The sequence below is a fragment of the Hyphomicrobiales bacterium genome (assembly GCA_002869065.1).
GTDB lineage: Bacteria > Pseudomonadota > Alphaproteobacteria > Rhizobiales > Rhodobiaceae > Rhodobium.
In genome coordinates this window covers 88858-109250 of sequence record PKTR01000007.1, presented here as the reverse complement: position 1 = coordinate 109250, position 20393 = coordinate 88858, and the positions used below count along the sequence as shown (strand labels likewise).

General features: G+C 63.9%; 21 protein-coding genes. 13 read left to right on the top strand and 8 right to left on the bottom strand.

Annotated elements, in window-relative coordinates; genetic code table 11:
* Positions 1 to 12 precede the first annotated feature (12 nt).
* From C0606_17375 to tkt, 5 genes are all read right to left on the bottom strand, one after another.
* On the bottom strand, positions 13 to 1770 hold the full coding sequence (locus C0606_17375) for a hypothetical protein (GenBank protein PLX35864.1): 1758 nt from the start codon (positions 1768 to 1770) through the stop codon (positions 13 to 15).
* Positions 1730 to 2887 carry a UDP-galactopyranose mutase gene (gene glf / locus C0606_17370; GenBank protein ID PLX35863.1) on the bottom strand — a complete coding sequence of 386 codons (1158 nt, stop codon included), beginning with the start codon at positions 2885 to 2887 and terminating at the stop codon, positions 1730 to 1732. The genes C0606_17375 and glf overlap by 41 nt, the downstream gene beginning before the upstream one ends.
* A gap of 337 nt (positions 2888 to 3224) precedes the next feature.
* A complete protein-coding gene (gene pgk / locus C0606_17365) occupies positions 3225 to 4418 on the bottom strand; it encodes a phosphoglycerate kinase (GenBank protein ID PLX35862.1) in 1194 nt (397 codons plus the stop codon).
* A gap of 179 nt (positions 4419 to 4597) precedes the next feature.
* Positions 4598 to 5605, bottom strand: a complete 1008-nt coding sequence (gene gap, locus C0606_17360) for a type I glyceraldehyde-3-phosphate dehydrogenase (protein PLX36014.1) — start codon at positions 5603 to 5605, stop codon at positions 4598 to 4600.
* A 118-nt stretch (positions 5606 to 5723) separates the two neighbouring features.
* Positions 5724 to 7718 (bottom strand): transketolase, encoded by a 1995-nt coding sequence (gene tkt / locus C0606_17355; protein PLX35861.1) that lies wholly within the window; start codon positions 7716 to 7718, stop codon positions 5724 to 5726.
* Between the two features lie 378 nt (positions 7719 to 8096).
* On the opposite strand from tkt, the gene C0606_17350 reads away from it, so the two are divergent.
* From C0606_17350 to C0606_17325, 6 genes are all read left to right on the top strand, one after another.
* The gene (locus C0606_17350) at positions 8097 to 8378 is read left to right on the top strand and encodes a hypothetical protein (GenBank protein PLX35860.1); all 282 of its coding nucleotides are present in this window, start codon (positions 8097 to 8099) and stop codon (positions 8376 to 8378) included.
* A 45-nt stretch (positions 8379 to 8423) separates the two neighbouring features.
* Positions 8424 to 8801, top strand: coding sequence for a cell division protein ZapA (locus tag C0606_17345; GenBank protein ID PLX35859.1), 378 nt, complete (start codon positions 8424 to 8426; stop codon positions 8799 to 8801).
* Between the two features lie 379 nt (positions 8802 to 9180).
* Positions 9181 to 9744 (top strand): 5-formyltetrahydrofolate cyclo-ligase, encoded by a 564-nt coding sequence (locus tag C0606_17340; protein ID PLX36013.1) that lies wholly within the window; start codon positions 9181 to 9183, stop codon positions 9742 to 9744.
* Between the two features lie 12 nt (positions 9745 to 9756).
* Positions 9757 to 10578: a TIGR00282 family metallophosphoesterase gene (locus C0606_17335; GenBank protein PLX35858.1), complete on the top strand. Its 822-nt coding sequence runs from the start codon at positions 9757 to 9759 to the stop codon at positions 10576 to 10578.
* 202 nt (positions 10579 to 10780) lie between these two features.
* Positions 10781 to 11527 (top strand): YebC/PmpR family DNA-binding transcriptional regulator, encoded by a 747-nt coding sequence (locus C0606_17330; protein ID PLX35857.1) that lies wholly within the window; start codon positions 10781 to 10783, stop codon positions 11525 to 11527.
* A 279-nt stretch (positions 11528 to 11806) separates the two neighbouring features.
* Positions 11807 to 13543, top strand: a complete 1737-nt coding sequence (locus tag C0606_17325) for a hypothetical protein (GenBank protein PLX35856.1) — start codon at positions 11807 to 11809, stop codon at positions 13541 to 13543.
* A 3-nt stretch (positions 13544 to 13546) separates the two neighbouring features.
* On the opposite strand, the gene C0606_17320 is transcribed toward C0606_17325, so the two are convergent.
* Together C0606_17320 and C0606_17315 are read right to left on the bottom strand one after the other, a co-directional pair.
* Positions 13547 to 14293, bottom strand: coding sequence for a sulfite exporter TauE/SafE family protein (locus C0606_17320; protein ID PLX35855.1), 747 nt, complete (start codon positions 14291 to 14293; stop codon positions 13547 to 13549).
* A gap of 118 nt (positions 14294 to 14411) precedes the next feature.
* The gene (locus C0606_17315) at positions 14412 to 14942 is read right to left on the bottom strand and encodes an HPP family protein (protein ID PLX36012.1); all 531 of its coding nucleotides are present in this window, start codon (positions 14940 to 14942) and stop codon (positions 14412 to 14414) included.
* A 197-nt stretch (positions 14943 to 15139) separates the two neighbouring features.
* On the opposite strand from C0606_17315, the gene C0606_17310 reads away from it, so the two are divergent.
* Positions 15140 to 15637: a crossover junction endodeoxyribonuclease RuvC gene (locus C0606_17310; GenBank protein PLX35854.1), complete on the top strand. Its 498-nt coding sequence runs from the start codon at positions 15140 to 15142 to the stop codon at positions 15635 to 15637.
* Between the two features lie 27 nt (positions 15638 to 15664).
* Here C0606_17310 and C0606_17305 read toward each other — a convergent pair whose 3' ends face one another.
* Positions 15665 to 16171 (bottom strand): hypothetical protein, encoded by a 507-nt coding sequence (locus tag C0606_17305; GenBank protein PLX35853.1) that lies wholly within the window; start codon positions 16169 to 16171, stop codon positions 15665 to 15667.
* A 242-nt stretch (positions 16172 to 16413) separates the two neighbouring features.
* On the opposite strand from C0606_17305, the gene C0606_17300 reads away from it, so the two are divergent.
* The 6 genes from C0606_17300 to tolQ all read left to right on the top strand — a co-directional run bounded on the left by C0606_17300 (position 16414) and on the right by tolQ (position 20391).
* A complete protein-coding gene (locus C0606_17300) occupies positions 16414 to 17031 on the top strand; it encodes a Holliday junction branch migration protein RuvA (GenBank protein ID PLX35852.1) in 618 nt (205 codons plus the stop codon).
* Positions 17028 to 17510 carry a hypothetical protein gene (locus tag C0606_17295; GenBank protein ID PLX35851.1) on the top strand — a complete coding sequence of 161 codons (483 nt, stop codon included), beginning with the start codon at positions 17028 to 17030 and terminating at the stop codon, positions 17508 to 17510. Before C0606_17300 ends, C0606_17295 begins: the two co-directional genes overlap by 4 nt.
* Positions 17507 to 18559 (top strand): Holliday junction branch migration DNA helicase RuvB, encoded by a 1053-nt coding sequence (locus C0606_17290; protein ID PLX35850.1) that lies wholly within the window; start codon positions 17507 to 17509, stop codon positions 18557 to 18559. The genes C0606_17295 and C0606_17290 overlap by 4 nt, the downstream gene beginning before the upstream one ends.
* Positions 18556 to 18936 carry a hypothetical protein gene (locus C0606_17285; GenBank protein ID PLX35849.1) on the top strand — a complete coding sequence of 127 codons (381 nt, stop codon included), beginning with the start codon at positions 18556 to 18558 and terminating at the stop codon, positions 18934 to 18936. Before C0606_17290 ends, C0606_17285 begins: the two co-directional genes overlap by 4 nt.
* A gap of 20 nt (positions 18937 to 18956) precedes the next feature.
* Positions 18957 to 19439 carry a tol-pal system-associated acyl-CoA thioesterase gene (ybgC, locus tag C0606_17280; GenBank protein PLX36011.1) on the top strand — a complete coding sequence of 161 codons (483 nt, stop codon included), beginning with the start codon at positions 18957 to 18959 and terminating at the stop codon, positions 19437 to 19439.
* A 238-nt stretch (positions 19440 to 19677) separates the two neighbouring features.
* Positions 19678 to 20391: a protein TolQ gene (gene tolQ, locus C0606_17275; protein ID PLX35848.1), complete on the top strand. Its 714-nt coding sequence runs from the start codon at positions 19678 to 19680 to the stop codon at positions 20389 to 20391.
* Positions 20392 to 20393 lie beyond the last annotated feature (2 nt).

Here is a 20393-nt window from a genome sequence, read left to right as displayed (position 1 = left end):
GTCCGGTCCTGTTCAGCGGGCGGGCTGATCGTAGATTTCCGCCAACACGTCGGCGTAATTGGGAGAGGCGAGGATGGCCTTGGCCTTTTCGGCCTGCTCGGCGTTCATTTCATCGTAGAACGCCTTGTCTTTTACCAGCCGGGTCACTTTATCAACAAGCTGGTTGGCGCATGCCTTGGTGTGGCGCGGGACGAGCAGCGGATCGGCCACGATCTCACGCTGCGCTCCGACCTCGGTGGAGATGACCGTCAGGCCGCTCAGTACGGCTTCGTAGGCGATCAGCGTCAGTCCTTCGTTTTCGGACGGGACGACGATGATGTGGTGGTCTTCCATCAGCTTGAGGACGTCGGCGTGCGCGACGTTGCCGAGGAAGTTGATTTTCGATCCGAGACCGGCGCGTTCGCAGTAGCGTTCGGTCATTTTCTTCAGCGGTCCGGAGCCGGCCATGGTGACCGAGAAGTTCACCTTGCGCTGGGTCAGCCGGTAGGCCAGGTCGACCAGAATGAAGGGCCGTTTCTGCTGCACCATGCGGCCGACAAACAGGATCTTGAGTTCCTTTGCGATCTCTTCGTGCGGGCGCGGCGGTTTGAACTCGTGCGCGTGGTCCTTGTTGATGAGGTAACCGAGACGGATGTTGTCATCGGCGATGCCGAACTGGTCGGCGTAATAGTCGTGCAGCTCCTTGCTGATGATGTGCTGCATGTCGATGTAGTTCTTGAACACCCCCGATATCCGGCAATAGCCGCCGTCGCGATGCTCGATGATGTGGGTGCTGGAGACCACCTTCGTCTTCGGGAAGAAGGTTTTGATCATCGGCAGCGCGCCGTACATCGTGTTGCAGTGATGCAGGTGCAGGATCTCCGGGTCGAAATAGTGGAACAGCGACAGATAGAACCGGCGCCAATGCGGACGCGGCAACAGGCGGTTCAGGCAGAAGGTGTGATCCGCGATATCGCGCACCATCTCCTCATGGGTTTCCTTGCCGCGCTTGTCGGTCACGCAGATCGTGTAATAGCCCTTTTCCTTCGCCGCCCGGATCGCGTCGATGCCACAGCTTTCTGCGCCGCCGGTATCGAGCCAGTGCAGGGCAATGACGGCGACGGGCTTGTTGTCGGGATTGATGTCGCCGCGGCCGGTCGGCGTCATGTCTTCACGCCGCGCGATCTGGTAATGATTGCGCTTCAGCGGGTTATGGCGGTGCTTGGCGCGGCGGCGGGAAATGAAGCGGTCGATCAGACGCTGGTGCTGGGTGTCGGCGAACATCGGGCGGGTGTGCAGCAGCCGGTTTACCAGCTTCTGTTTGACCGTCTGGTCCTCGGTCTGGAAAAACGGATCGATCGGGAACGGCAGCGTCACGTAGAGCAGGTTCTTGCGGACGTGGTTCGATGTGTGGTCGTTCGGCTGGAAGCCGCTGTTGTCGGCGGAGACGTGATAGATCAGCCCTTCGTCGACGAAAATCCGGTCGGGGAGCTGATCGGTCTCGAAGATCGCCGGGTTGCCCTTCGACTGGTTGTCTTCCTTGAAGTAGAAAAGGTCGGTCCGCTGCGAAAGATTGAGGATGCTGTAGACGAGGGCATCGTCGAAAATCCGCTTTTCCAATCGCTCGCGGTGCTGTTCGAGCTCCGGCGGGAAAAGGCTCTGGCGGTCGATAATTCTCACTTTATTCCCCCGTCCGACTGACCGGGTCTTTCCGGCCTGGATGAATTGACGCTCGTCTGGCCCCGTATCGTCAGAACGACATGTGGCCGGGCACGAAGGCCTTCGGCCCATCGCCTTCGGTCAACCCGTCCTTGATGTGTTGTGCTGTCTGCAATGCGCGCGCGATCGTCACGTCCATGTCGAGATAGGAATACGTACCAAGGCGCCCAACGAAGGTCACGCCCTTTTCCTGCTCGGCGCGGGCGACGTATTTCGCCAGCATTTCCTTCTCCTGCACGAGGCGGATCGGATAGTAGGGGATGTCGTTTTCCCCGCAGGCGCGGCTGTATTCGCGGAAGGCGACCGTCTTGTCGAAGCTCTTGGCTTCCCACGGTGCAAAGTGCTTGTGCTCGGCGATGCGCGTGAAAGGCACCTCGTAGTCGCAGTAGTTGATCACCGCGGTGCCCTGGAAGTCGCCATCGGCGTCGACACGCTCGAAGTCGAGGGTGCGGTAGCCGAGGCGGCCGAGATCGTAGTTGAAATAGCGGTCGAGCGGGCCGGAATAGACGATGTGCCGGAACTCTTCGTCGAGGTCCTCGAAGCGGGTATCGAGACGCAGCTCGACGCCGGGGACATCGAGGATCTTGGCGACGATCTCGGTGTAGCCTTCCTTCGGCATGCCCTGGAAGGGGTGGTTGAAATAGTTGTCGTCATAGCTGAAGCGAAGTGGCAGGCGCTTGAGGATCGACGCCGGCAGCTCGGTCGGCTCGACGCCCCACTGCTTGCGGGTATAGCCGCGGAAGAAGGCCTGGTAGAGGTCGTTGCCGACGAAGCGCAGCGCCTGTTCCTCGAAGGTCTGCGGATCCTCGATGTCGGTGCGGCCGATGCTCTCGATATGGGCGGCGGCCTCGGCCGGCGAGAAGGTGGTGCCGAAGAACTGGTTGATGGTGTGCAGGTTGATCGGCAGCGAATAGACCTTGCCGCCGCTGATCGCCTTCACCCGGTTCACATAGGGCATCATCTCGGTGAAGCGGCGGATGTAGTCCCAGACCTCTTCATTGTCGGTGTGGAAGATGTGTGGCCCGTATTTGTGGACCATCACGCCGCTCGTCTCGTCGCGCTCGGTGTGGCAGTTGCCGGCGATGTGCTCGCGTTCGTCGATGACGAGGCACTGATGACCGGCCTCGGCCAGTTCCCGCGCAATGACAGCGCCGCTGAACCCGGCTCCGACGATACAGATGCGTTTCATGAAGGTCGTTCCTAGCTGTCTTCGACTGCCGATCGACACAAACAGTCGACCAATGTTCATGCTGGCCATTGCTGACGCGCACGTCCCGGGCTTGGGCCTCCGGGCATCTGGTTTCCCGTCCGCGCAACTCCCACCCTGCCGCTCGGATCAGCCAGCAGGCGCGGGCAATCGCGCAAACCCATGCTGCGCTGCAATCCGCGGCCCCATTCCTCTAACTTTGGTCCCGCGACGTCAAGGTCCAACGGGTTGCATACGGGTCATTTCTCATGCGCGGGAACATGGACATGAAAAAGGCGGGCCTGAGCCCGCCTTTTGATATTCGCCTGCCGCGTCCGGCTTATTTGCGCAGCGCGTCGACGCCCGGCAGGGGTTTGCCCTCGAGCCATTCGAGGAAGGCGCCGCCTGCCGTCGAGACGTAGGAGAACTTGTCGCCGACGCCGGCGTGGTTTAGGGCCGCGACCGTGTCACCGCCGCCGGCGACCGACAAGAGCTTGCCGGCCGAGGTCAGCGAGGCCGCGTGACGGGCAGCGGAAACGGTGGCGCGGTCGAACGGCGAGAACTCGAAAGCGCCGAGCGGGCCGTTCCAGACCACGGTCTTGGCGCCGTCGAAGGCCTTCATCACTTCAGCCAGCGTATCGGGGCCGACGTCGAGGATCATCTGATCGCTCGGGATCGCGTCGACGGCGACGACATCGGTGTCGGTGCCGTTCTCGAGCTTGGCGGCGACAACGGCGTCGACCGGAAGCACCAGCTTGCAGTTGGCCTTTTCGGCAGCCACCTGGATCGCCCGGGCGGTGTCGGCAAGGTCATGCTCGCACAGCGATTTTCCGACGTCGATATCGTCAGCGGCGAGGAAGGTGTTGGCCATGCCGCCGCCGATGACCAGTGCGTCGACCCGTGCAACCAGGTTCTGCAACAGGTCGATCTTGGTCGAGACCTTGGCGCCGCCGACCACGGCGACGACCGGGCGTTCCGGCTTGCCAAGCGCGGCTTCGAGCGCATCGAGCTCTTTCTGCATGGCGCGGCCGGCGCAGGACGGCAGCAGATGGGCGAGGCCCTCGGTCGAGGAGTGCGCGCGGTGCGCGGCGGAGAAGGCGTCGTTCACATAAACGTCGCCATTCTCGGCGAGCGCCTTGGTGAAGTCGGCGTCGTTCTTTTCCTCGCCTGCGTGGTAGCGGGTGTTTTCGAGCAGCAGGACGTCGCCGTCGTTCATCGCGGCGATTGCGGTCGCGGCGGGTTCGCCGACGCAGTCGGAAGCGAAGGCAACTGGCTTGCCGAGGCGTTCGGCGAGCGGAACCGCGATCGGCTCAAGCGACATATCCGGCTTGCGCTCGCCCTTCGGGCGGCCGAAATGGGCCAGCAGGATGACCTTGCCGCCCTTGGCCGAAATATCGTTGATGGTCGGCAGAACGGCGCGGATGCGGGTGTCGTCGGAGACGGCGCCGTTTTGCATCGGGACGTTGAGGTCGACGCGGACAAGCACGCGCTTGCCGGCGAGGTCCATGTCATCGAGGGTACGGAAAGCGGACATGTCGGGATGCTCCTGACTTGGTGGGGCCGGCATTCCTGCGTGCCGCGCGAACCGGCCGTGCCGGAAATTCGCGGCGGGAATGCCCGCGCCGAACCAATCTTGCGAACGAGCTGCGGCCGCGGCTGCAGGTTCGCGTGACGTGCGGGCGCGGGGGCCGCAAAGCCCCCGCGCGCTGCGTTTTAGATGAGCTTCGCCATGGCGACGGCGGTGTCGCTCATGCGATTCGAGAAGCCCCACTCGTTGTCGTACCAGGACAGGATACGAACCAGCGTGCCGTCCAAGACCTTGGTCTGGTCCATGTGGAAGGTCGAGGAGTGCGGGTCGTGGTTGAAGTCGATCGAGACGTTCGGATCGAAGGTGTAGCCGAGCACACCCTTCAGCGGGCCGTCGGCGGCGGCCTTGATGGCCTCGTTGACTTCTTCCACCGTGGTGGCGCGCGACGCGATGAACTTCAGGTCGACGACCGAGACGTTCGGGGTCGGGACGCGGATCGCGACGCCATCCAGCTTGCCGTTCAGTTCCGGCACGACGAGGCCGATCGCCTTGGCGGCACCGGTCGAGGTCGGGATCATCGACATCGCCGCGGCACGGCCCCGATAGAGGTCCTTGTGCAGAGTGTCGAGGGTCGGCTGGTCACCGGTGTAGGAGTGAATGGTCGTCATGAAGCCCTTTTCAAGGCCGATGGCGTTGTTCAGGGTGTAGACGACGGGCGCCAGGCAGTTGGTGGTGCACGAACCGTTGGAGACGACGAGATCGTCGGCGGTCAGCGAGTCGTGGTTGACGCCGAACACGATCGTCTTGTCGGCGCCGGAGGCCGGGGCCGAGACGAGAACGCGCTTGGCGCCGGCTTCGAGGTGCATCGAGGCCTTTTCTTTGGCGGTGAAGATGCCGGTGCATTCCATCGCCACGTCGACGCCGAGTTCGCCCCACGGCAGTTCCTTCGGATCGCGGATCGCGGTGACCTTGATCGGCCCGCCGCCGACATCGATGGAATCGCCGTCAACCGTCACGGTGCCGGGAAAACGACCGTGCACGGAGTCGTAACGCACGAGGTGGGCATTGGTCTCGACAGGGCCTAGATCGTTGATGGCCACGACCTGGATATCGGTCCGACCAGATTCCGCGATCGCCCGAAGAACATTACGTCCAATACGACCGAAACCGTTGATTGCTACTTTTACGACCATCATTCACTCCCTCATGGCTGGGTGGCGCGATCCACCTTCGAACACATTCACAAGATGTTATATGACATGCTTATCTATGTGCAGAAGCGTGGTGACAATTCATTCCGTCCGGGGCGCGTCATTCTGCCGCTTCCAGAGTATTGCGGACTCTTTCAACGATCTGCTGCGGCGTAATCCCGAAATACTGGTACAAATCCGACGCCGGCGCGCTGGCTCCAAAGCCCGTCATGCCGACGAATATTCCGTTCTCTCCGATAAACCGGTCCCACCCCATGCGAACCGCCGCTTCGACGGCAACACGGATCGGAGCCGATCCGATCAATTCCGATTTGTAGTCGTTCGATTGCACTTCGAAAAGCTCGAAGCTGGGGACTGAGACAACTCGCGCAGGTATGCCGGCTTCGTCGAGCAGCTGTTTGGCCGCGAGGGCGATGGCAACCTCGGAGCCGGAAGCGAACAGGCTGACCATGGCATCGTCGGCGCTTGCAGCGATTTCATAGGCGCCGCGGGCCGAGCGGTTTTCGTTGTCGTACTGGCTGCGTACCGCCGGTACCGCCTGGCGCGTCAGGGCGAGAACGCTCGGGCGGTCACGGGCCTCAAGCGCCAGCTCCCAGCATTCCGCCGTCTCGGTCGGGTCCGCGGGGCGGAAGACGGTGATGCCCGGCATCGCGCGCAGGCTGGCCAGATGTTCGACCGGCTGGTGGGTCGGGCCGTCTTCGCCAAGGCCGATCGAATCATGGGTCAGCACGTAGATCACCCGCTGCTTCATCAGCGCGGAGAGCCGCATGGCGCCGCGGCAGTAATCGGAGAAGACGAGGAACGTGCCGCCATAGGGGATGAGGCCGCCGTGTAGCGCCATGCCGTTCATGGCGGCGGCCATGCCGTGTTCGCGGATGCCGTAGTGAATGTAGGTGCCCGCGAACTTGCCCGGCTCGATCGCCGTCATGTTCTTCGCGCGGGTGTTGTTCGAGCTGGTCAGGTCGGCGGATCCGCCGATCATGTCGGGGATACGGGTGGTGATGTCGTCGAGCACGAATTCCGAGGCCTTGCGTGTCGCAAGCGAGGGTTCCTCATAGAGGAAGCGGCCCTTGATCTCGCGCGTCGCGTCGGCAAGCCCGGCCGGCAGGTCGCCTCGCACGCGGCGTTCGAACTCGCCACGGGTCTCGTTGTCGAGGGCCTCGAAGCGCTTCTTCCATTCCTTGCGGGCGTGGCCCGACCGCAGGCCGGCAATGCGCCAGGCATCGCGCACATCTGCGGGAATCTCGAAGGGTGGGGCGTCCCAGTCGAGCGCCTTGCGCAGGTCGCCGATTTCCTTGGGGCCGAGCGGGGAGCCATGGACTGCGGCGCTGCCGGCGAGGGCCGGAGCGCCATATCCGATGGTGGTGCGGCAGGCAATCAACGTCGGGCGGCTGTTGTCGCGGGCTTTCTCGATCGCGGTCGCGATCTCCTGCGCGCTATGGCCGTCGATGCTGACGGCGGTCCAGCCGGAGGCCTCGACGCGGCGCATGATGTCGTCGGACGAGGTCAGCGAGGTCGGGCCGTCGATCGATACCTGGTTGTCGTCGAACAGCACGATCAGCCTGGAAAGCCGCAGATGGCCGGCGAGCGAAATCGCTTCCTGGCTGATGCCCTCCATGAAATCGCCATCGGAGGCGAGCACATAGGTGTGGTGATCGACGATGTCGTCGCCGAAATTCGCATTCATGATGCGCTCGGCGAGCGCCATGCCCACCGCGGTGGCGAGCCCCTGGCCGAGCGGGCCGGTGGTGGCTTCGATGCCGGCGCCATGGCCGAATTCGGGATGGCCGGCGGCATTGCTGCCGAGCTTGCGGAACGCTTTCAGTACGTCGATCGGGAAGTCTTCGTAGCCGAGCAGATGGAGCGCGGCATAGAGCAGCATCGAACCATGGCCGGCCGACAGCACGAAGCGGTCGCGATCGGGCCAGTTCGGATGGGTGGGATCGAATTTGAGGAAGCGGGTGAACAGGACGGTGGCGATGTCGGCGGCGCCGAGCGGCAGGCCGGGATGTCCGGACTTGGCTTCCTCGACGGCATCAGCGGCGAGGAACCGGATCGCGTTGGCCATCCGGGCTTGTTTGGCGAAGTCGGTCATCCGAATCTCCCGGGATGCTCGATGGCGGTCGCAGGACGACTCGATGAGTCTGCGAAGCTGCCTCGGACGCCGGATGGACCCACGAGGCCCCGCGTCCACCCTTGGGCAAAGCCCACCGACTGATAACAGGACAGGGTGCGGAGTCAACGTGTTCGACGATGGTTCCTGTGTGGAGCCTGAAGTTGGCATTGACGCTTGCGCGACGCGGTGCCTAACATCGCCGCGTTTTTTTCCGGTCGATTTCGATACTCATTGCGGCCGGTTTTCTGCCGTCGAGCGGGCCCGTCGGACAGGCGGGGAACGGCGGTCCGGGGGATGCGGCGGACCTTTGGTTCCGGTCTTTGCGGTGGAACAGCGCGGAAGCGAAAGGGTTTTTTGATGGCGGAGACGTCGCGGGTGCAATCGGCATTGCAGCGTTTCGAAAAAGCTCTCAACGCTCTCGAGGAGGCGGTCGAGCTGCGCCTCGAAATGGATCAGCGTTTTTCCGGCATCGATGACGAATTGCAGCGCCTCAGCGAGGATCGGTCGCGGCTGGCGCAAGATCTCGATACCGAGCAGGCGCGTTCGACGCGGCTGGAAGAGACCAATCGCGAGGTGTCGCGACGTCTCGTTTCGGCGATGGAATCGGTCCGTTCGGTGCTCGAGGCCCATGACGGCTGACGGGCTGCCAGCAGCGGCTTCGGGGAATAGGGACGGGAGCGGGATTTGGCGCAGGTCAGCGTAACCATCAACGGCAAGCAGTACCGCATGGCCTGCGACGACGGCGAGGAAGAGCGGCTGTTCGGCCTGGCGCGCCGGTTCGACGGCTATGTCGATGAACTGCGCGGCAGCTTCGGCGAGATCGGCGATCAGCGGCTCACCGTGATGGCGGGCATCATGGCGCTCGACCAGCTCGTCGAGGCGGAGCGCAAGCTGCGCGACCTGGAAGCCGAACTGCAGGCGATGAAGGAAACCCGCACCAGCATCATCAACCGGCAGGAAGAGGCGGAAAAGGCGATTGCCGAGCGTCTCGATGCGGCCGCCGGGCGTATCACCGCGCTTGCCGCCAATCTCGGCAAGGGCGAGAAGCCGGTCGCGGGATAAGCCGCAGCGCTGTATTTCCTTGGATATCAAAGTGTTGTGGAGGCGCGCCGGTGGCGTGTCCTCGCGATGTCACGACATGCTGGCGTTTCGTGCCGGCGAGGCCTATATGAGGTTTTGGCGTTGCTGCGCGGTGCGTGCGGAATTCTATCCCCGGGGCCTTATCGATCCTAATGGGAGCTGTACCTGATTAGGCCCGTGGGCTTTTTCAAACGGCGCCCACCTACACTGTAGGTTTCCCGGGATCGTCAATTCACACGGCCGAGGTGGCTTCGCCAGCTTTTGCATTTTTCACCGCCGGGCATTTCCCGGCGTGGTTTGCTCTCCAGACCCTGCGATTGCCTTGCCCGAACGCTCGCCAGACACCGACGACCGCAAAGCGCTGAAGGCCGATTTGCGCCGTGCGGCGCTCGGACGACGGGCCGCGATCGAGGCGGCCGGTCGCGATGCGGCGGTCGCCACGCTTGCCGCGAGAGCCGCCGAGCTTGGACCGGTTGCCGGCAAGATCGTTTCCGGCTTCTGGCCGATCCGCGACGAGATCAATCCGCGTCCGCTGATGGCGGCGCTTGCCGCGCTCGGCGCCGAGCTGGCGCTTCCTGCTGTCGTCGACCGGGAGACCATCGTGTTCCGCCGCTGGCGCGAGGGGGAGCCCCTTGTTGCCGGCGGATTCGGCACATTGGCGCCCGGGGCAGATGCCGAGACGGTTGACCCGGACGTCATGCTGGTGCCGTTGGCCGCCTTCGATGTCGCCATGCAGCGCATCGGCTACGGCGCGGGGCACTACGACCGGGCGATCGACCGTCTGCAGAAGGCCGGTCGGAGACCGCGATTGATCGGCGTGGCCTTTTCGTGTCAGGAAGTGCCGCAGATTCCGGCCGAACCGCACGACGAGCCGCTCGACATGGTTTTGACGGAGAACGGTATCGTCGCGCCTGCGGCGACTTGAGGAGACGACTCGATGCGTTTTTTGTTTCTCGGTGACGTGGTCGGACGGGCCGGACGTGTGGCCGTGATCGACCGGTTGCCGGGGCTGATCGCCGAGCATCGTCTCGATTTCGTCGTCGTCAACGGCGAGAACGCCGCCGGCGGTTTCGGCATCACCGAGGATATCTGCCAGCAATTCGTCGATGCCGGCGCCGATGTGGTCACGAGCGGCAATCATGTCTGGGATCAGCGCGAGGCGCTTGTCTTTATCGAGCGCCAGGACCGGTTCCTGCGCCCGGCGAACTATCCGGCGGGCACGCCAGGCCGCGGCGCGGGGCTGTTCATCGCCCGAAACGGCGCGCGCGTGCTGGTCGTCAATGCGCTTGGCCGTGTCTTCATGGACGGTCTCGACGACCCCTTTGCCGCCGTTGAGCGCGAGCTTGCCGCCTGTCCGCTCGGCGAACAGGCCGATGCGGTGTTCATCGACATGCATGCCGAGGCGACCAGCGAAAAGCAGGCGATGGGGCATTTCGTCGACGGGCGCGCCAGCGCGGTCGTCGGTACGCACACCCATGTGCCGACCGCCGATCATCAGATCCTGACCGGCGGGACCGCCTATATGTCGGATGCCGGCATGTGCGGCGACTACGATTCCGTGCTCGGCATGGACAAGGAAGAGCCGGTCAACCGCTTCACCAAGAAGATCCCGCGTAGCCGGTTTTCGCCCTCCGACGGCGAGGCGACGGTGGCCGGTGTCGCCATCGAGATCGACGACGCGTCGGGCCTTGCGACCCATATCGCGCCGCTTCGCCTTGGCGGACGACTCGAACAGGCGTTGCCGCCTTTCTGGCACTGAGCGCACGAAAACACCGGTATTGTTTGCAGGCCGATCAATAGAACGCGCCGAATGGCTGGATTTCCGGCGCTGCGTTTTCTATAAGCGCGGGCAGATTTCTTTCGGTTACGCCGCGAACTGGGGTTTGAGCCCCCATAGCGCGGGAGGCGCGAGCTGCCTCTGTCCGGGTTTCCGGCGTCACCGCCACTGACGAGAGACGGGTATGGCCGGACATTCACAATTCAAGAACATCATGCATCGCAAGGGGCGGCAGGACGCCGTCCGCTCCAAGCTGTTTTCCAAGCTGTCGAAGGAAATCACGGTCGCCGCGAAGGTCGGCGGGCCGGATGCGGACTCCAATCCGCGCCTGCGGCTGGCAATCCAGAACGCCAAGGCGCAGTCGATGCCGAAGGACAACATCGAGCGTGCGATCAACAAGTCGCAGGCGGGCGATGCCGAGAGCTACGACGAAGTGCGCTATGAGGGCTACGGCCCGGGCGGCGTTGCCGTCATCGTCGAAGCGCTGACCGACAACCGCAACCGCACCGCGTCGAGCGTGCGTGCGGCGTTCTCCAAGAACGGCGGCGCGCTCGGTGAAACCGGCTCGGTCGCGTTCATGTTCGATCGCGTCGGCGAGATCGTCTACAAGCCGGAAGCCGGCGATGCCGACGCCATGCTGGAAGCCGCCATCGAGGCCGGCGCCGACGACGTGCAGTCCGACGAAGACGGCCACACCATCATCTGCGCTTTCGAATCCCTCGGCGAAGTCTCCACTGCGCTCGCCGACTCGCTCGGCGAGGCCGAATCCGTCAAGGCGATCTGGAAGCCGCAGAATCTCAATCCGGTGGACGAGGAAAAGGCCGGCACGCTGATGAAGATGCTGGGCGTTCTCGAAGATGACGACGACGTGCAGAACGTCTACGCCAATTTTGAAATTTCCGATGAGGTTATGGCGAAGCTGGAGCTGTAATCCGCTGCTGCGCATCGTGGCTGGAATTTCGAGGGGCGGGCCTGATGGTCCGCCCTTCTTGCATTCGGGACCGGTTTTGCAGGGGGCTGTGATGCGTGGAGGCCGGCATCACGCGATTGTTATGCGTTGAGCCGGGGTTCTGGAGCGCAGACCGCCCTCGGCATGTGGCATTTCCTGTTTTCTCACCAATAAAATGTCTGCATGACTTCGTCGCGCGGCCGGCTTCGCCGGGTGGCGGCGAACAGGGCTACAGGGTGGACAACGGGCGGATCTGGGGCGGTGTCGGACGACGAAACGCAGGTTAGCGGTAACGGCGGCAAAGGCGGTGGCTCGGGCGACGAGGGCGGTGGGCCGAATGGTGGTTCGCGCGGACCTCGCGGTCGACGTGGCGGCGATGCGGTCGGGCTCGGCCTTGTGCTTTTTGTGCTCGGCATTTGCGTCGGCTTTCCGCTGGCTGTCATCGGCTCGGAATTCCTGACCGAGAACGCCGGCCTCATCATCACCTTCGTGCTGATCTTCGTCGCCTTCGTCGGCATGCTCGGCATGCTGTTGTTGCTCTTTCGCCGGCGCATTCTCGGATACCTGTTCGGGATTTCCGTCACCACGCTCGACCAGTTCGCGCGGCCGCTGACGAAGACCACGCGGCACATCGCCGAACGCCAGCCGTCGGAGGCGGCGGATGCGGCGGAGGAACTGGTCAAGCTGATCCTGGCGCGCTGGGCGTGGGTGTCGTCGCGGCGCTGGCTGATCGCCTCGCTGACCGGGCTGCTTGCGGCGCTTGCGGCGCTGGCGGGCACCGCGCTTCTTTTCCGTCAGAACGAACTCATCGCCAGCCAACTCGTCCGTCTCGATCAGCAGAATGCCCTTCTGGTGCGGCAGAACGAGTTGGGCGCGAGCCAGGTCACCGGGCTTGGCCAGCAAAACGATCTGCTACGCACCCAGATCGAACTTGGCGAGGCGCAGCGCAGTGCCGGCATCCTGCCGTCGTTGCTCGACATTGGTTCGGACCTTGCCGAGGAAGTCGCGCGGCAACAGGCGGACGACAAGGAAACCCCGGTGGTGTTTCTGAGAGACCTTTCGAGCGGTCTGCGGGCGCGCATGGTGGCGGCGACCCAGGCTGCGCGGCCCTATCGCTATCTTCAGGGCGGGTCGGTGGACGCGCGCGATACCGACGCGCTGAACGGGCTGGCACTGGCGCGCCGTCCGGAAATTCTCGCCGACGCCCAGCGCAAGGCGTTGAAGGGTCAATCCTACGAAACCGAACTGATCGACCGGCCGGTCAGCCCGGAGCGCGGCATGGTCATCGCCATGCTGTTCGAGACGGGGATCTACGAAACCGAGCTGCTCTCCTTCCGTGGCGCGGATTTCTCCTTCGCACAGGTCAGTGTGCCGGTCGTCAATCTGATGTCGTTCACCTTCGCCCGGTTGCGTTTTGCCGATTTCAGCCGGCTGCAGCTCAATTCGGTGCGTTTCGGCGCGGCGGAGCTGGAGCACGCGCGGTTCCGCAACGCGACGCTCAACGCTTGCGACTTCGCCGGCATTCCGCATGATCAGGTGAAAGAGCCCTATCGCGGCGACCCGTCCGTGCCGGTGATGGAAACCAACATGGCCGGCGCGGACTTTGCCGGTTCGATGGTCATCCGCACGACCTTCGCGCGCGTCAACGGATTGGCGATCGATTTCGACGGGGCAGCGCTGATCGAGCCGGACTTCCGCGATGCTTCGATCGCCGGCAGCACGTTCCGAAACGCGCTGCTGCTGCGGCCGAATTTTTCCGGGGCGAACCTGAAAGCGGTCGATTTCGACGGCGCCATTGTGTTTGCCGAAGACTTTCTTGCGCGGGTGTCGGGGGCGGCTGTCCCGGAAACCTTCCGCGCCGATCGCTTCACGCTTGAGCGGATCGATCTGGCCGAGATCGGCAGTCACCCGCTCGGAGTTTCGTTCTCTGTCGCGACCGAAGGCATGGAGATCGGCGAGGCGGCCTACCGCATCAAGCGGGTGGGCGAGTTCCGCTAGTGATTACCGCAAAATTGCATCGAGCGCCGGAAGGCCGATGATCGCCGACAGGATGATCAGCGAGAACGCGATGCGGCGGTAGGTTTCCTCGGCGGCGTAGGGGAACAGCTTGTTGCCGGCGACCAATGCGAGGAAATAGATCGGCGCCAGCGCAAGACCGTGCAGCAGCGCTTCTTTCGTGAACAGGCCCTGCAGGAAGTAGTTGCTGCCCGAAAACACCGTCAGCACGGCGAAAAAGACGATGATGTTGGCACGCGCGATGGCCGCTGCCGCGCTCGACATCCAGAACAGGATCACCGGCGGGCCGGGAATGCCGGCAAAGCCGCCAAGGAAGCCGGCCGTTGCGCCAACGCCAAGCACGAGCGGCGTCGGCGGCTTGGAGCGGTAGCGCCAGCCGGACCACAGCACGAGCGCAAAGCCGAGGGTCAGCAGGCTGATTGCCCAGCGCGCCGGAACCGGATCGGCATAACGCAACGCGGCGACGCCGAGCGGCAGGGCGACGAAAGCACCGACCAGCATCGGGCGGATGGTCTTCCACGTGCAGCGCTTCAGCGCCGGGATGACGATCGGCGCGGTCGGCAGCGTGTCGATCGCCCAGGCGATGACGATGGCCATCAACGGGTCGATGACGCTGGAGGCGACCGGCATGAAGATAAGCCCGGTGCCGAACCCCGAAAATCCGCGCACCAACCCCGCCGTGACGACGGCAAGGGCGAGAACGGCAAAAGCCGGTTCGAAAACGAACGACATGGGTGTGGTGTCCGGTCTTAAGGGTTGTGGCGTTTGCGGGTGCGCATTCGGACAATTGCGGCTCGGCAAGCCGCTCCGTGCGTTCCGTTGTATCAGGCTTCGCCGTACCGGATAGGTATTAGAACCAGAAAATCGGCCAGCGCTGGTCGTTGAACAGATTGTTGGAGACGAGCGAGACGCAGACCAGCACGACGGCGCCCAGCGCAACCGGATACAGAACGTAGAGAAAGCCGAGCGCGTGGATCTGCGGTGAGGCGACGACGGCGATCAGCGCGGACGCACCACCGGGCGGGTGAACGCTGCGGGTCGCCTGCATGGCGACGATGGCAAAGGAAACGGCGAGGGCGGCGGAAAACCAGTTCGCGTCGCCGACGAGTTTGAAGGCCGCCACGCCGATTGCCGCCGATATCATGTGGCCGACAACGACGTTGTAGGGCTGGGCGAGCGGGCTCGATGGCGCGCCGAAGACGAGCACGGCGGTGGCGCCGAAAGCACCGATGACGAAGGTCAGATCGGCGTCGCTCAGGAAAAACTGGTCGATGGCGGCAAGGAGGCCAATGCCGAGCAGCGCGCCCACGAGACTGCGGATCATCTGCGACACGGGCGGGCGCGGCGAGTGACGATGCTGCTTGCGGTGCGGCTCGGTCATGGAAGCGGCGAATCCTGCCCAATAATTCATCTTCGTTGCCTTGTTATTGTGCATTTGGAAATTGCGCCAGTCCCTTTGCGTACGAAGATCGAACTTTCTTGAGGCTGTTCCGGCGAATTGCGTTTTGCCGCGAAACTTCGCAGACCGGTTTCGGGACTACACTGGGGCGATTCGGCCGCAACGGTTTTCGGACAGGCATGACCACGACCACTCGCATCATCGGTATCGATCCGGGGCTTCGGCGCACAGGCTGGGGCGTAATCGAGGTGACCGGCTCGCTGCTGACCTTCGTCGATGCGGGCACGGTGAAGGCGCCGCTCGACGGTGAACTCGCCGCGCGGCTGCTGGTGCTGCATCGGGAGCTGAGCGTGGTTCTGGAGCGCTTCGCGCCGGAAGAGGCCGCCGTCGAGCAGACCTTCGTCAACAAGGATGCGGCGGCGACGCTGAAGCTCGGTCAGGCGCGCGGCATCGCGCTCTTGGTTCCGGCGCAGGCCGGCTTGAGCGTTGCCGAATACGCGCCGAACGCGGTGAAAAAGACCATTGTCGGCGTCGGGCATGCCGACAAGAAGCAGATCCGCATGATGGTCAAGATGCTGCTGCCGAAGGCGACCTTCGACAGCGACGACGCGGCGGACGCGCTGGCAATTGCGCTCTGCCACGCGCAGCACAGGAAGGTCCTTGGCCGCGCGGGCTGACGGTCTGATGGTGGCCGGAAGGTATTCTCAGTTCGACAGATCGCAGAGGAAGTAGGGCACGCCGTCGGACGTCTTGCCGATCTTGACGCTGTCGGGCGAAAACGCTCCCATTGGGTCGTTCTTCAGCAATATTGCGCGGGAGCGCTTTTCGTCCGCGCCGAACGTCGCGTCGACCTGTTCAGCCGTCGCAGCAAACAGTACCTGCCAACCGTAAATGCCGTTTTCCTTGCCGAGGAAATAGGTGATGCCGCTCAGCGGCAGACCCTTCCAGGTCGCGGTCACGGGCACGGAGATCAGATAGTGATCCTCGCGGTCCTGGATATCGGCGCCGCCGATGGCATCCTTGACCCGCGGCGGAACGCGGATCATGCCGCTACCGGCCGCCTCGTCGGCGAGCGACTGCGTGAAGTCCTCGAATTCCGACGACATCTGGCAGCCGTTGAGCATGCCGCCCAGGAATCCATCGAGCGATTGCGCGGTGGCGGCGGTGGCGCCTGCCGCCAGGAACAGAGCCGCAAACCAAATCGTGCGCATGTGAATGCCTCCCATTCACCCCAGCACCGTATCGGGTTCGATTGTGTCGCGTTTGGCAAGTGCGCGGAATGTCCCGGTGGAATGAAAACTGCATTTGCCGGATCGATTTCGGCTCGCTGCGGGACGGGTGCAGGCTGTGCAAAGAAAGCTTTCGTTCTTGACATGTTCTCACGCGCGAACGAAGCTGGCGGCGCGTTTCGCGCTTTCGCTTCACCCGGCTTCGGCCTCTTGATCGGCACGTCATGATTGGAAAACTGAAAGGCATCGTCGACAGTTTCGGCGACGATACCGTGATCCTCGATGTCGGCGGGGTCGGCTACGAAGTGTTCTGCCCGGCCCGCGTGCTGCAGTCGCTGCCGTCGGCGGGGGAGGCGGCGTCGCTTTCCATCGAGACTGTGGTGCGCGAGGACATGATCCGGCTCTACGGCTTCCTGTCGGCGAGCGAGCGCGAATGGTTCCGCCTGTTGATGACGGTGCAGGGCGTTGGCGCCAAGGTGGCGCTCGCCGTGCTCGGTGTGTTGAAGCCGGGCGATCTGGCGTCGGCGATTGCGTTGAAGGACACCGCGCAGATTTCGCGCGCGCCGGGGGTCGGCAAGAAGGTTGCCGAGCGCATCTGCTCCGAGCTGAAGGAAAAGGCGCCGGGCTTTGCCGATGTCGATCCGGGTCTGGTGCAGCTTGCCGGCGATCTGGAAGACAAGCGCGCGCCGCAGCCTGTCGCCGATGCCGTCTCGGCTCTCGTCAATCTCGGCTATGCGCAGGTGCAGGCGAGCGCGGCGGTCGCGGCTGCGCGCCGTGAGGCTGGCGAAGAGGCAAATACGCAGACGCTGATCCGGCTGGCGCTCAAGGAACTGGCGAAGTGACGGCAGCGCTGACCATCGTTGCCGAGACGGATGCCGGACGGATCGCATCCTTCCTGCGCCAGCGGCGCGGCTCTGCGCCGCTCTATGCCGAGGGGAAAGTCTACGCGCCGGACGCGGTCGAAGCTGTGCGCGGGCGCGACAAGCAGGAACTGACCAAGGTCTTCGCAACCTTCATCGTCGAGGGTGACACCTGCCGGCTCTTGTCGCTCGACAGCCTCGATACACGCGAGGGGGCGGGCACCGCGCTTGTCGCGCATCTCCTGTTCGAGGCGAGGAAACGCGGCTGTGCGCGGCTGCGCGCCGTCATCGGCAATGACGCGACGGAGGCGCTACGTTTCCTGCAGAAGCGGGGCGGGCGGATCGTTGCGCTTACCCCCGGCAGCCTCGACGAAGCGCGCCAGAGACATCCCGATATCCCCTTGACCGGTCGCGACGGGCTTCCCATGCGGGACGAGATCGCGTTGGAATGGAGCCTATGACCGACCGACTCATCAGCGCCGACGAACGCCCGGAAGACGCGGACGCCAGTCTGCGGCCGCAAACGCTCGACGATTTCGTCGGTCAGGCGCAGGCGCGATCCAATCTGAAAGTCTTCATCGAGGCGGCCCGCAGCCGTTCCGACGCGCTCGATCACGTGCTGTTCGTCGGCCCGCCGGGGCTCGGCAAGACGACGCTGGCGCAGATCGTGTCGCGCGAACTCGGCGTCAATTTCCGCGCCACCTCCGGCCCGGTGATCGCCAAGGCGGGGGATCTCGCGGCGCTTTTGACCAATCTGGAAGAGAACGATGTGCTCTTCATCGATGAGATCCACCGGCTCAATCCGGCGGTCGAGGAAATCCTCTATCCGGCGATGGAGGATTTCCAGCTCGACCTGATCATCGGCGAGGGCCCGGCGGCGCGCTCGGTGCGGATCGATTTGTCGAAATTCACGCTGGTTGGCGCGACAACCCGGCTCGGGCTTCTGACGACACCCCTGCGCGACCGGTTCGGCATCCCCGTGCGGCTCGAATTCTACACGGTCGCTGAACTCGAACACATCATCAAGCGCGGCGCGCGGATCATGGGCATCGGCATGACCGAGGATGGCGCGCGCGAGATCGCGACCCGTTCGCGCGGTACCCCGCGTATCGCCGGGCGGCTGCTGCGGCGGGTGCGCGACTTTGCCTCCGTTGCCGGCAAGGACGCCATCGACCGCGAGGCGGCGGATACGGCGCTACGCCGGCTCGACGTCGACGGAATGGGGCTCGACATGCTCGACCGGCGTTATCTCACCATGATCGCGGAGAATTTCGGCGGCGGCCCGGTTGGCATCGACACGATTGCAGCCGCCCTGTCGGAACCGCGGGATGCGATCGAGGAAATCGTCGAGCCGTTCCTCATTCAGAAGGGCTTCGTGCAGCGCACCCCGCGCGGACGCTTGCTGACGCCGCGCGCCTTTTCCCATCTCGGGCTGGCCATGCCGGCCGGCAATGCGGCACAATACGACCTGTTGCAGACGTTCTCGAACGGATCCGACGGGGAGGATTGAAGACCCTGATCGACATGGACCAACGGCTTGCCGACATTCCGGTGATGGCCAGGAGGCCGGACCGGATCGCGGCTGCGACCTACAATCTGTGGCGGCGTGCGCGCGGCCGCTGGGGGTCGCCGATGCGGCTCGAGCTGCCGGGGCTGAAGGAAATGGTGATGGTGCTGTCGGACAAGCACTGGGTGTGCGCCGACGCGACCAAATACGACATGCCGATCCTCGCCTGGGTCGATCTCGAGGACGACGGACGGACGGCCCTTCATACCGATGTCGTGTGCCGGGTGAACTACTATCACTTCGCGGCGTCGGCCCTGCGCGGACGGGCGCTGTCGGTGATGGAATCGGAGCTTGAGGCGCGGCTGCGCGCCGACGACTGAGCGGTATGGGACAGGGTGCGATGAGTGCAGATGGCGTGCCGGACGAATGGCCGGATCTGGCCGGGCGGATCGAGAACGGGCGGCATGTTCTGGCGGTGCGCGTCTACTATGAGGACACCGATTTCTCCGGCGTCGTCTATCATTCCAACTATCTGAAATTCATGGAGCGCGGCCGCTCCGATTTCCTGCGTCTGCTCGGCGTGCACCATAACGAACTGGCCGATGGCGACGGCCCGCCAGCGGTTGCCTTCGTCGTCCGCCATATGGAGATCGATTTCCGCGCGCCGGCGCGGATCGACGACGTGCTGACGGTGACGACCTGGTCGCGCGAGATCCGCGGCGCGCGCTTCTTCATCGATCAGACGGTGTCGCGCGGTGGCGACATTCTGATCGCCGCGGCGGTGACGGCGGCGGCCATCGATGCGCGCGGACGGCCGGTGCGATTGCCCGCCGAACTTCGCGCCCGGCTCGAAAAGCCTTCAAACCCGGGCCCGAATCCGTAATCTTAAGGCTACATTAACCCTGACAATGTCTTGCTCGATCCGGTGTGCCGCCAGACCTTTGCCTCAGGCCGTAGTTCCTAGTTTTGACAAAATTAACGGTCAGAGAGGCGCCTGCATTCGCAGTACGACTTGTCATTGCCAGGCGGCCCGAGCAAGTGATCGGCAAACGAGACGCCGGGGACTTTGGTTCTGGTTTGATTGCTCGTTCGATTGCTAGACGGATGAAAGGTTCTCCAAGATGAATCCGATGGATGTGGCCCAGTCGGCGATTGCCGCCCCTGTTGGCGACCTGTCCCTGATCAGCCTGTTCTGGGACGCGCATATCGTCGTCAAGATCGTGATGATCGGGCTGCTTCTGGCATCTGTGTGGTGCTGGGCGATCATTGTCGACAAGTCGATCCTGTACACGCGCACCAAGGTGCAGATGGACCGGTTCGAGAAGATCTTCTGGTCGGGCCAGTCGCTCGAGGAGCTGTACCGGACGCTGTCGGCGCGGGCCAACAACGGTCTGGCCGCGGTGTTCGTCGCGGCGATGCGCGAGTGGAAGCGCAGCCACGAGGGCGGACGGCCTGCCATCGGCGGTCTCAACATGCGCGTCGACAAGGTGCTCGACGTGACGATCACGCGCGAGATGGAAACGCTCGAGCGGCGGCTTCTGGTGCTGGCGACGGTCGGCTCGGCCTCGCCCTTCATCGGCCTGTTCGGCACGGTGTGGGGCATCATGACCAGCTTCCAGGCGATCGCGGCGTCGAAGAACACCAATCTCGCGGTCGTCGCGCCGGGTATCGCGGAAGCGCTGTTCGCGACCGCGCTCGGGCTGCTCGCCGCCATCCCGGCCGTCATCGCCTACAACAAGTTTTCCTCCCAGGTGAACCATCTCGGTTCGCGCATGGAAGCCTTCGCGGACGAGTTTTCCGCCATCCTGTCGCGGCAGATCGACGAGCGGAGCTGAGC

Bases quoted from the DNA above. Each gene is read 5' to 3' on its own strand.
- C0606_17375 (PLX35864.1), bottom strand. From the start codon at position 1,770: ATGGGCCGAAGGCCTTCGTGCCCGGCCACATGTCGTTCTGACGATACG.
- glf (PLX35863.1), bottom strand. From the start codon at position 2,887: ATGAAACGCATCTGTATCGTCGGAGCCGGGTTCAGCGGCGCTGTCATT.
- pgk (PLX35862.1), bottom strand. From the start codon at position 4,418: ATGTCCGCTTTCCGTACCCTCGATGACATGGACCTCGCCGGCAAGCGC.
- gap (PLX36014.1), bottom strand. From the start codon at position 5,605: ATGGTCGTAAAAGTAGCAATCAACGGTTTCGGTCGTATTGGACGTAAT.
- tkt (PLX35861.1), bottom strand. From the start codon at position 7,718: ATGACCGACTTCGCCAAACAAGCCCGGATGGCCAACGCGATCCGGTTC.
- C0606_17350 (PLX35860.1), top strand. From the start codon at position 8,097: ATGGCGGAGACGTCGCGGGTGCAATCGGCATTGCAGCGTTTCGAAAAA.
- C0606_17335 (PLX35858.1), top strand. From the start codon at position 9,757: ATGCGTTTTTTGTTTCTCGGTGACGTGGTCGGACGGGCCGGACGTGTG.
- C0606_17330 (PLX35857.1), top strand. From the start codon at position 10,781: ATGGCCGGACATTCACAATTCAAGAACATCATGCATCGCAAGGGGCGG.
- C0606_17320 (PLX35855.1), bottom strand. From the start codon at position 14,293: ATGTCGTTCGTTTTCGAACCGGCTTTTGCCGTTCTCGCCCTTGCCGTC.
- C0606_17315 (PLX36012.1), bottom strand. From the start codon at position 14,942: ATGACCGAGCCGCACCGCAAGCAGCATCGTCACTCGCCGCGCCCGCCC.
- C0606_17310 (PLX35854.1), top strand. From the start codon at position 15,140: ATGACCACGACCACTCGCATCATCGGTATCGATCCGGGGCTTCGGCGC.
- C0606_17305 (PLX35853.1), bottom strand. From the start codon at position 16,171: ATGCGCACGATTTGGTTTGCGGCTCTGTTCCTGGCGGCAGGCGCCACC.
- C0606_17300 (PLX35852.1), top strand. From the start codon at position 16,414: ATGATTGGAAAACTGAAAGGCATCGTCGACAGTTTCGGCGACGATACC.
- C0606_17290 (PLX35850.1), top strand. From the start codon at position 17,507: ATGACCGACCGACTCATCAGCGCCGACGAACGCCCGGAAGACGCGGAC.
- ybgC (PLX36011.1), top strand. From the start codon at position 18,957: ATGAGTGCAGATGGCGTGCCGGACGAATGGCCGGATCTGGCCGGGCGG.
- tolQ (PLX35848.1), top strand. From the start codon at position 19,678: ATGAATCCGATGGATGTGGCCCAGTCGGCGATTGCCGCCCCTGTTGGC.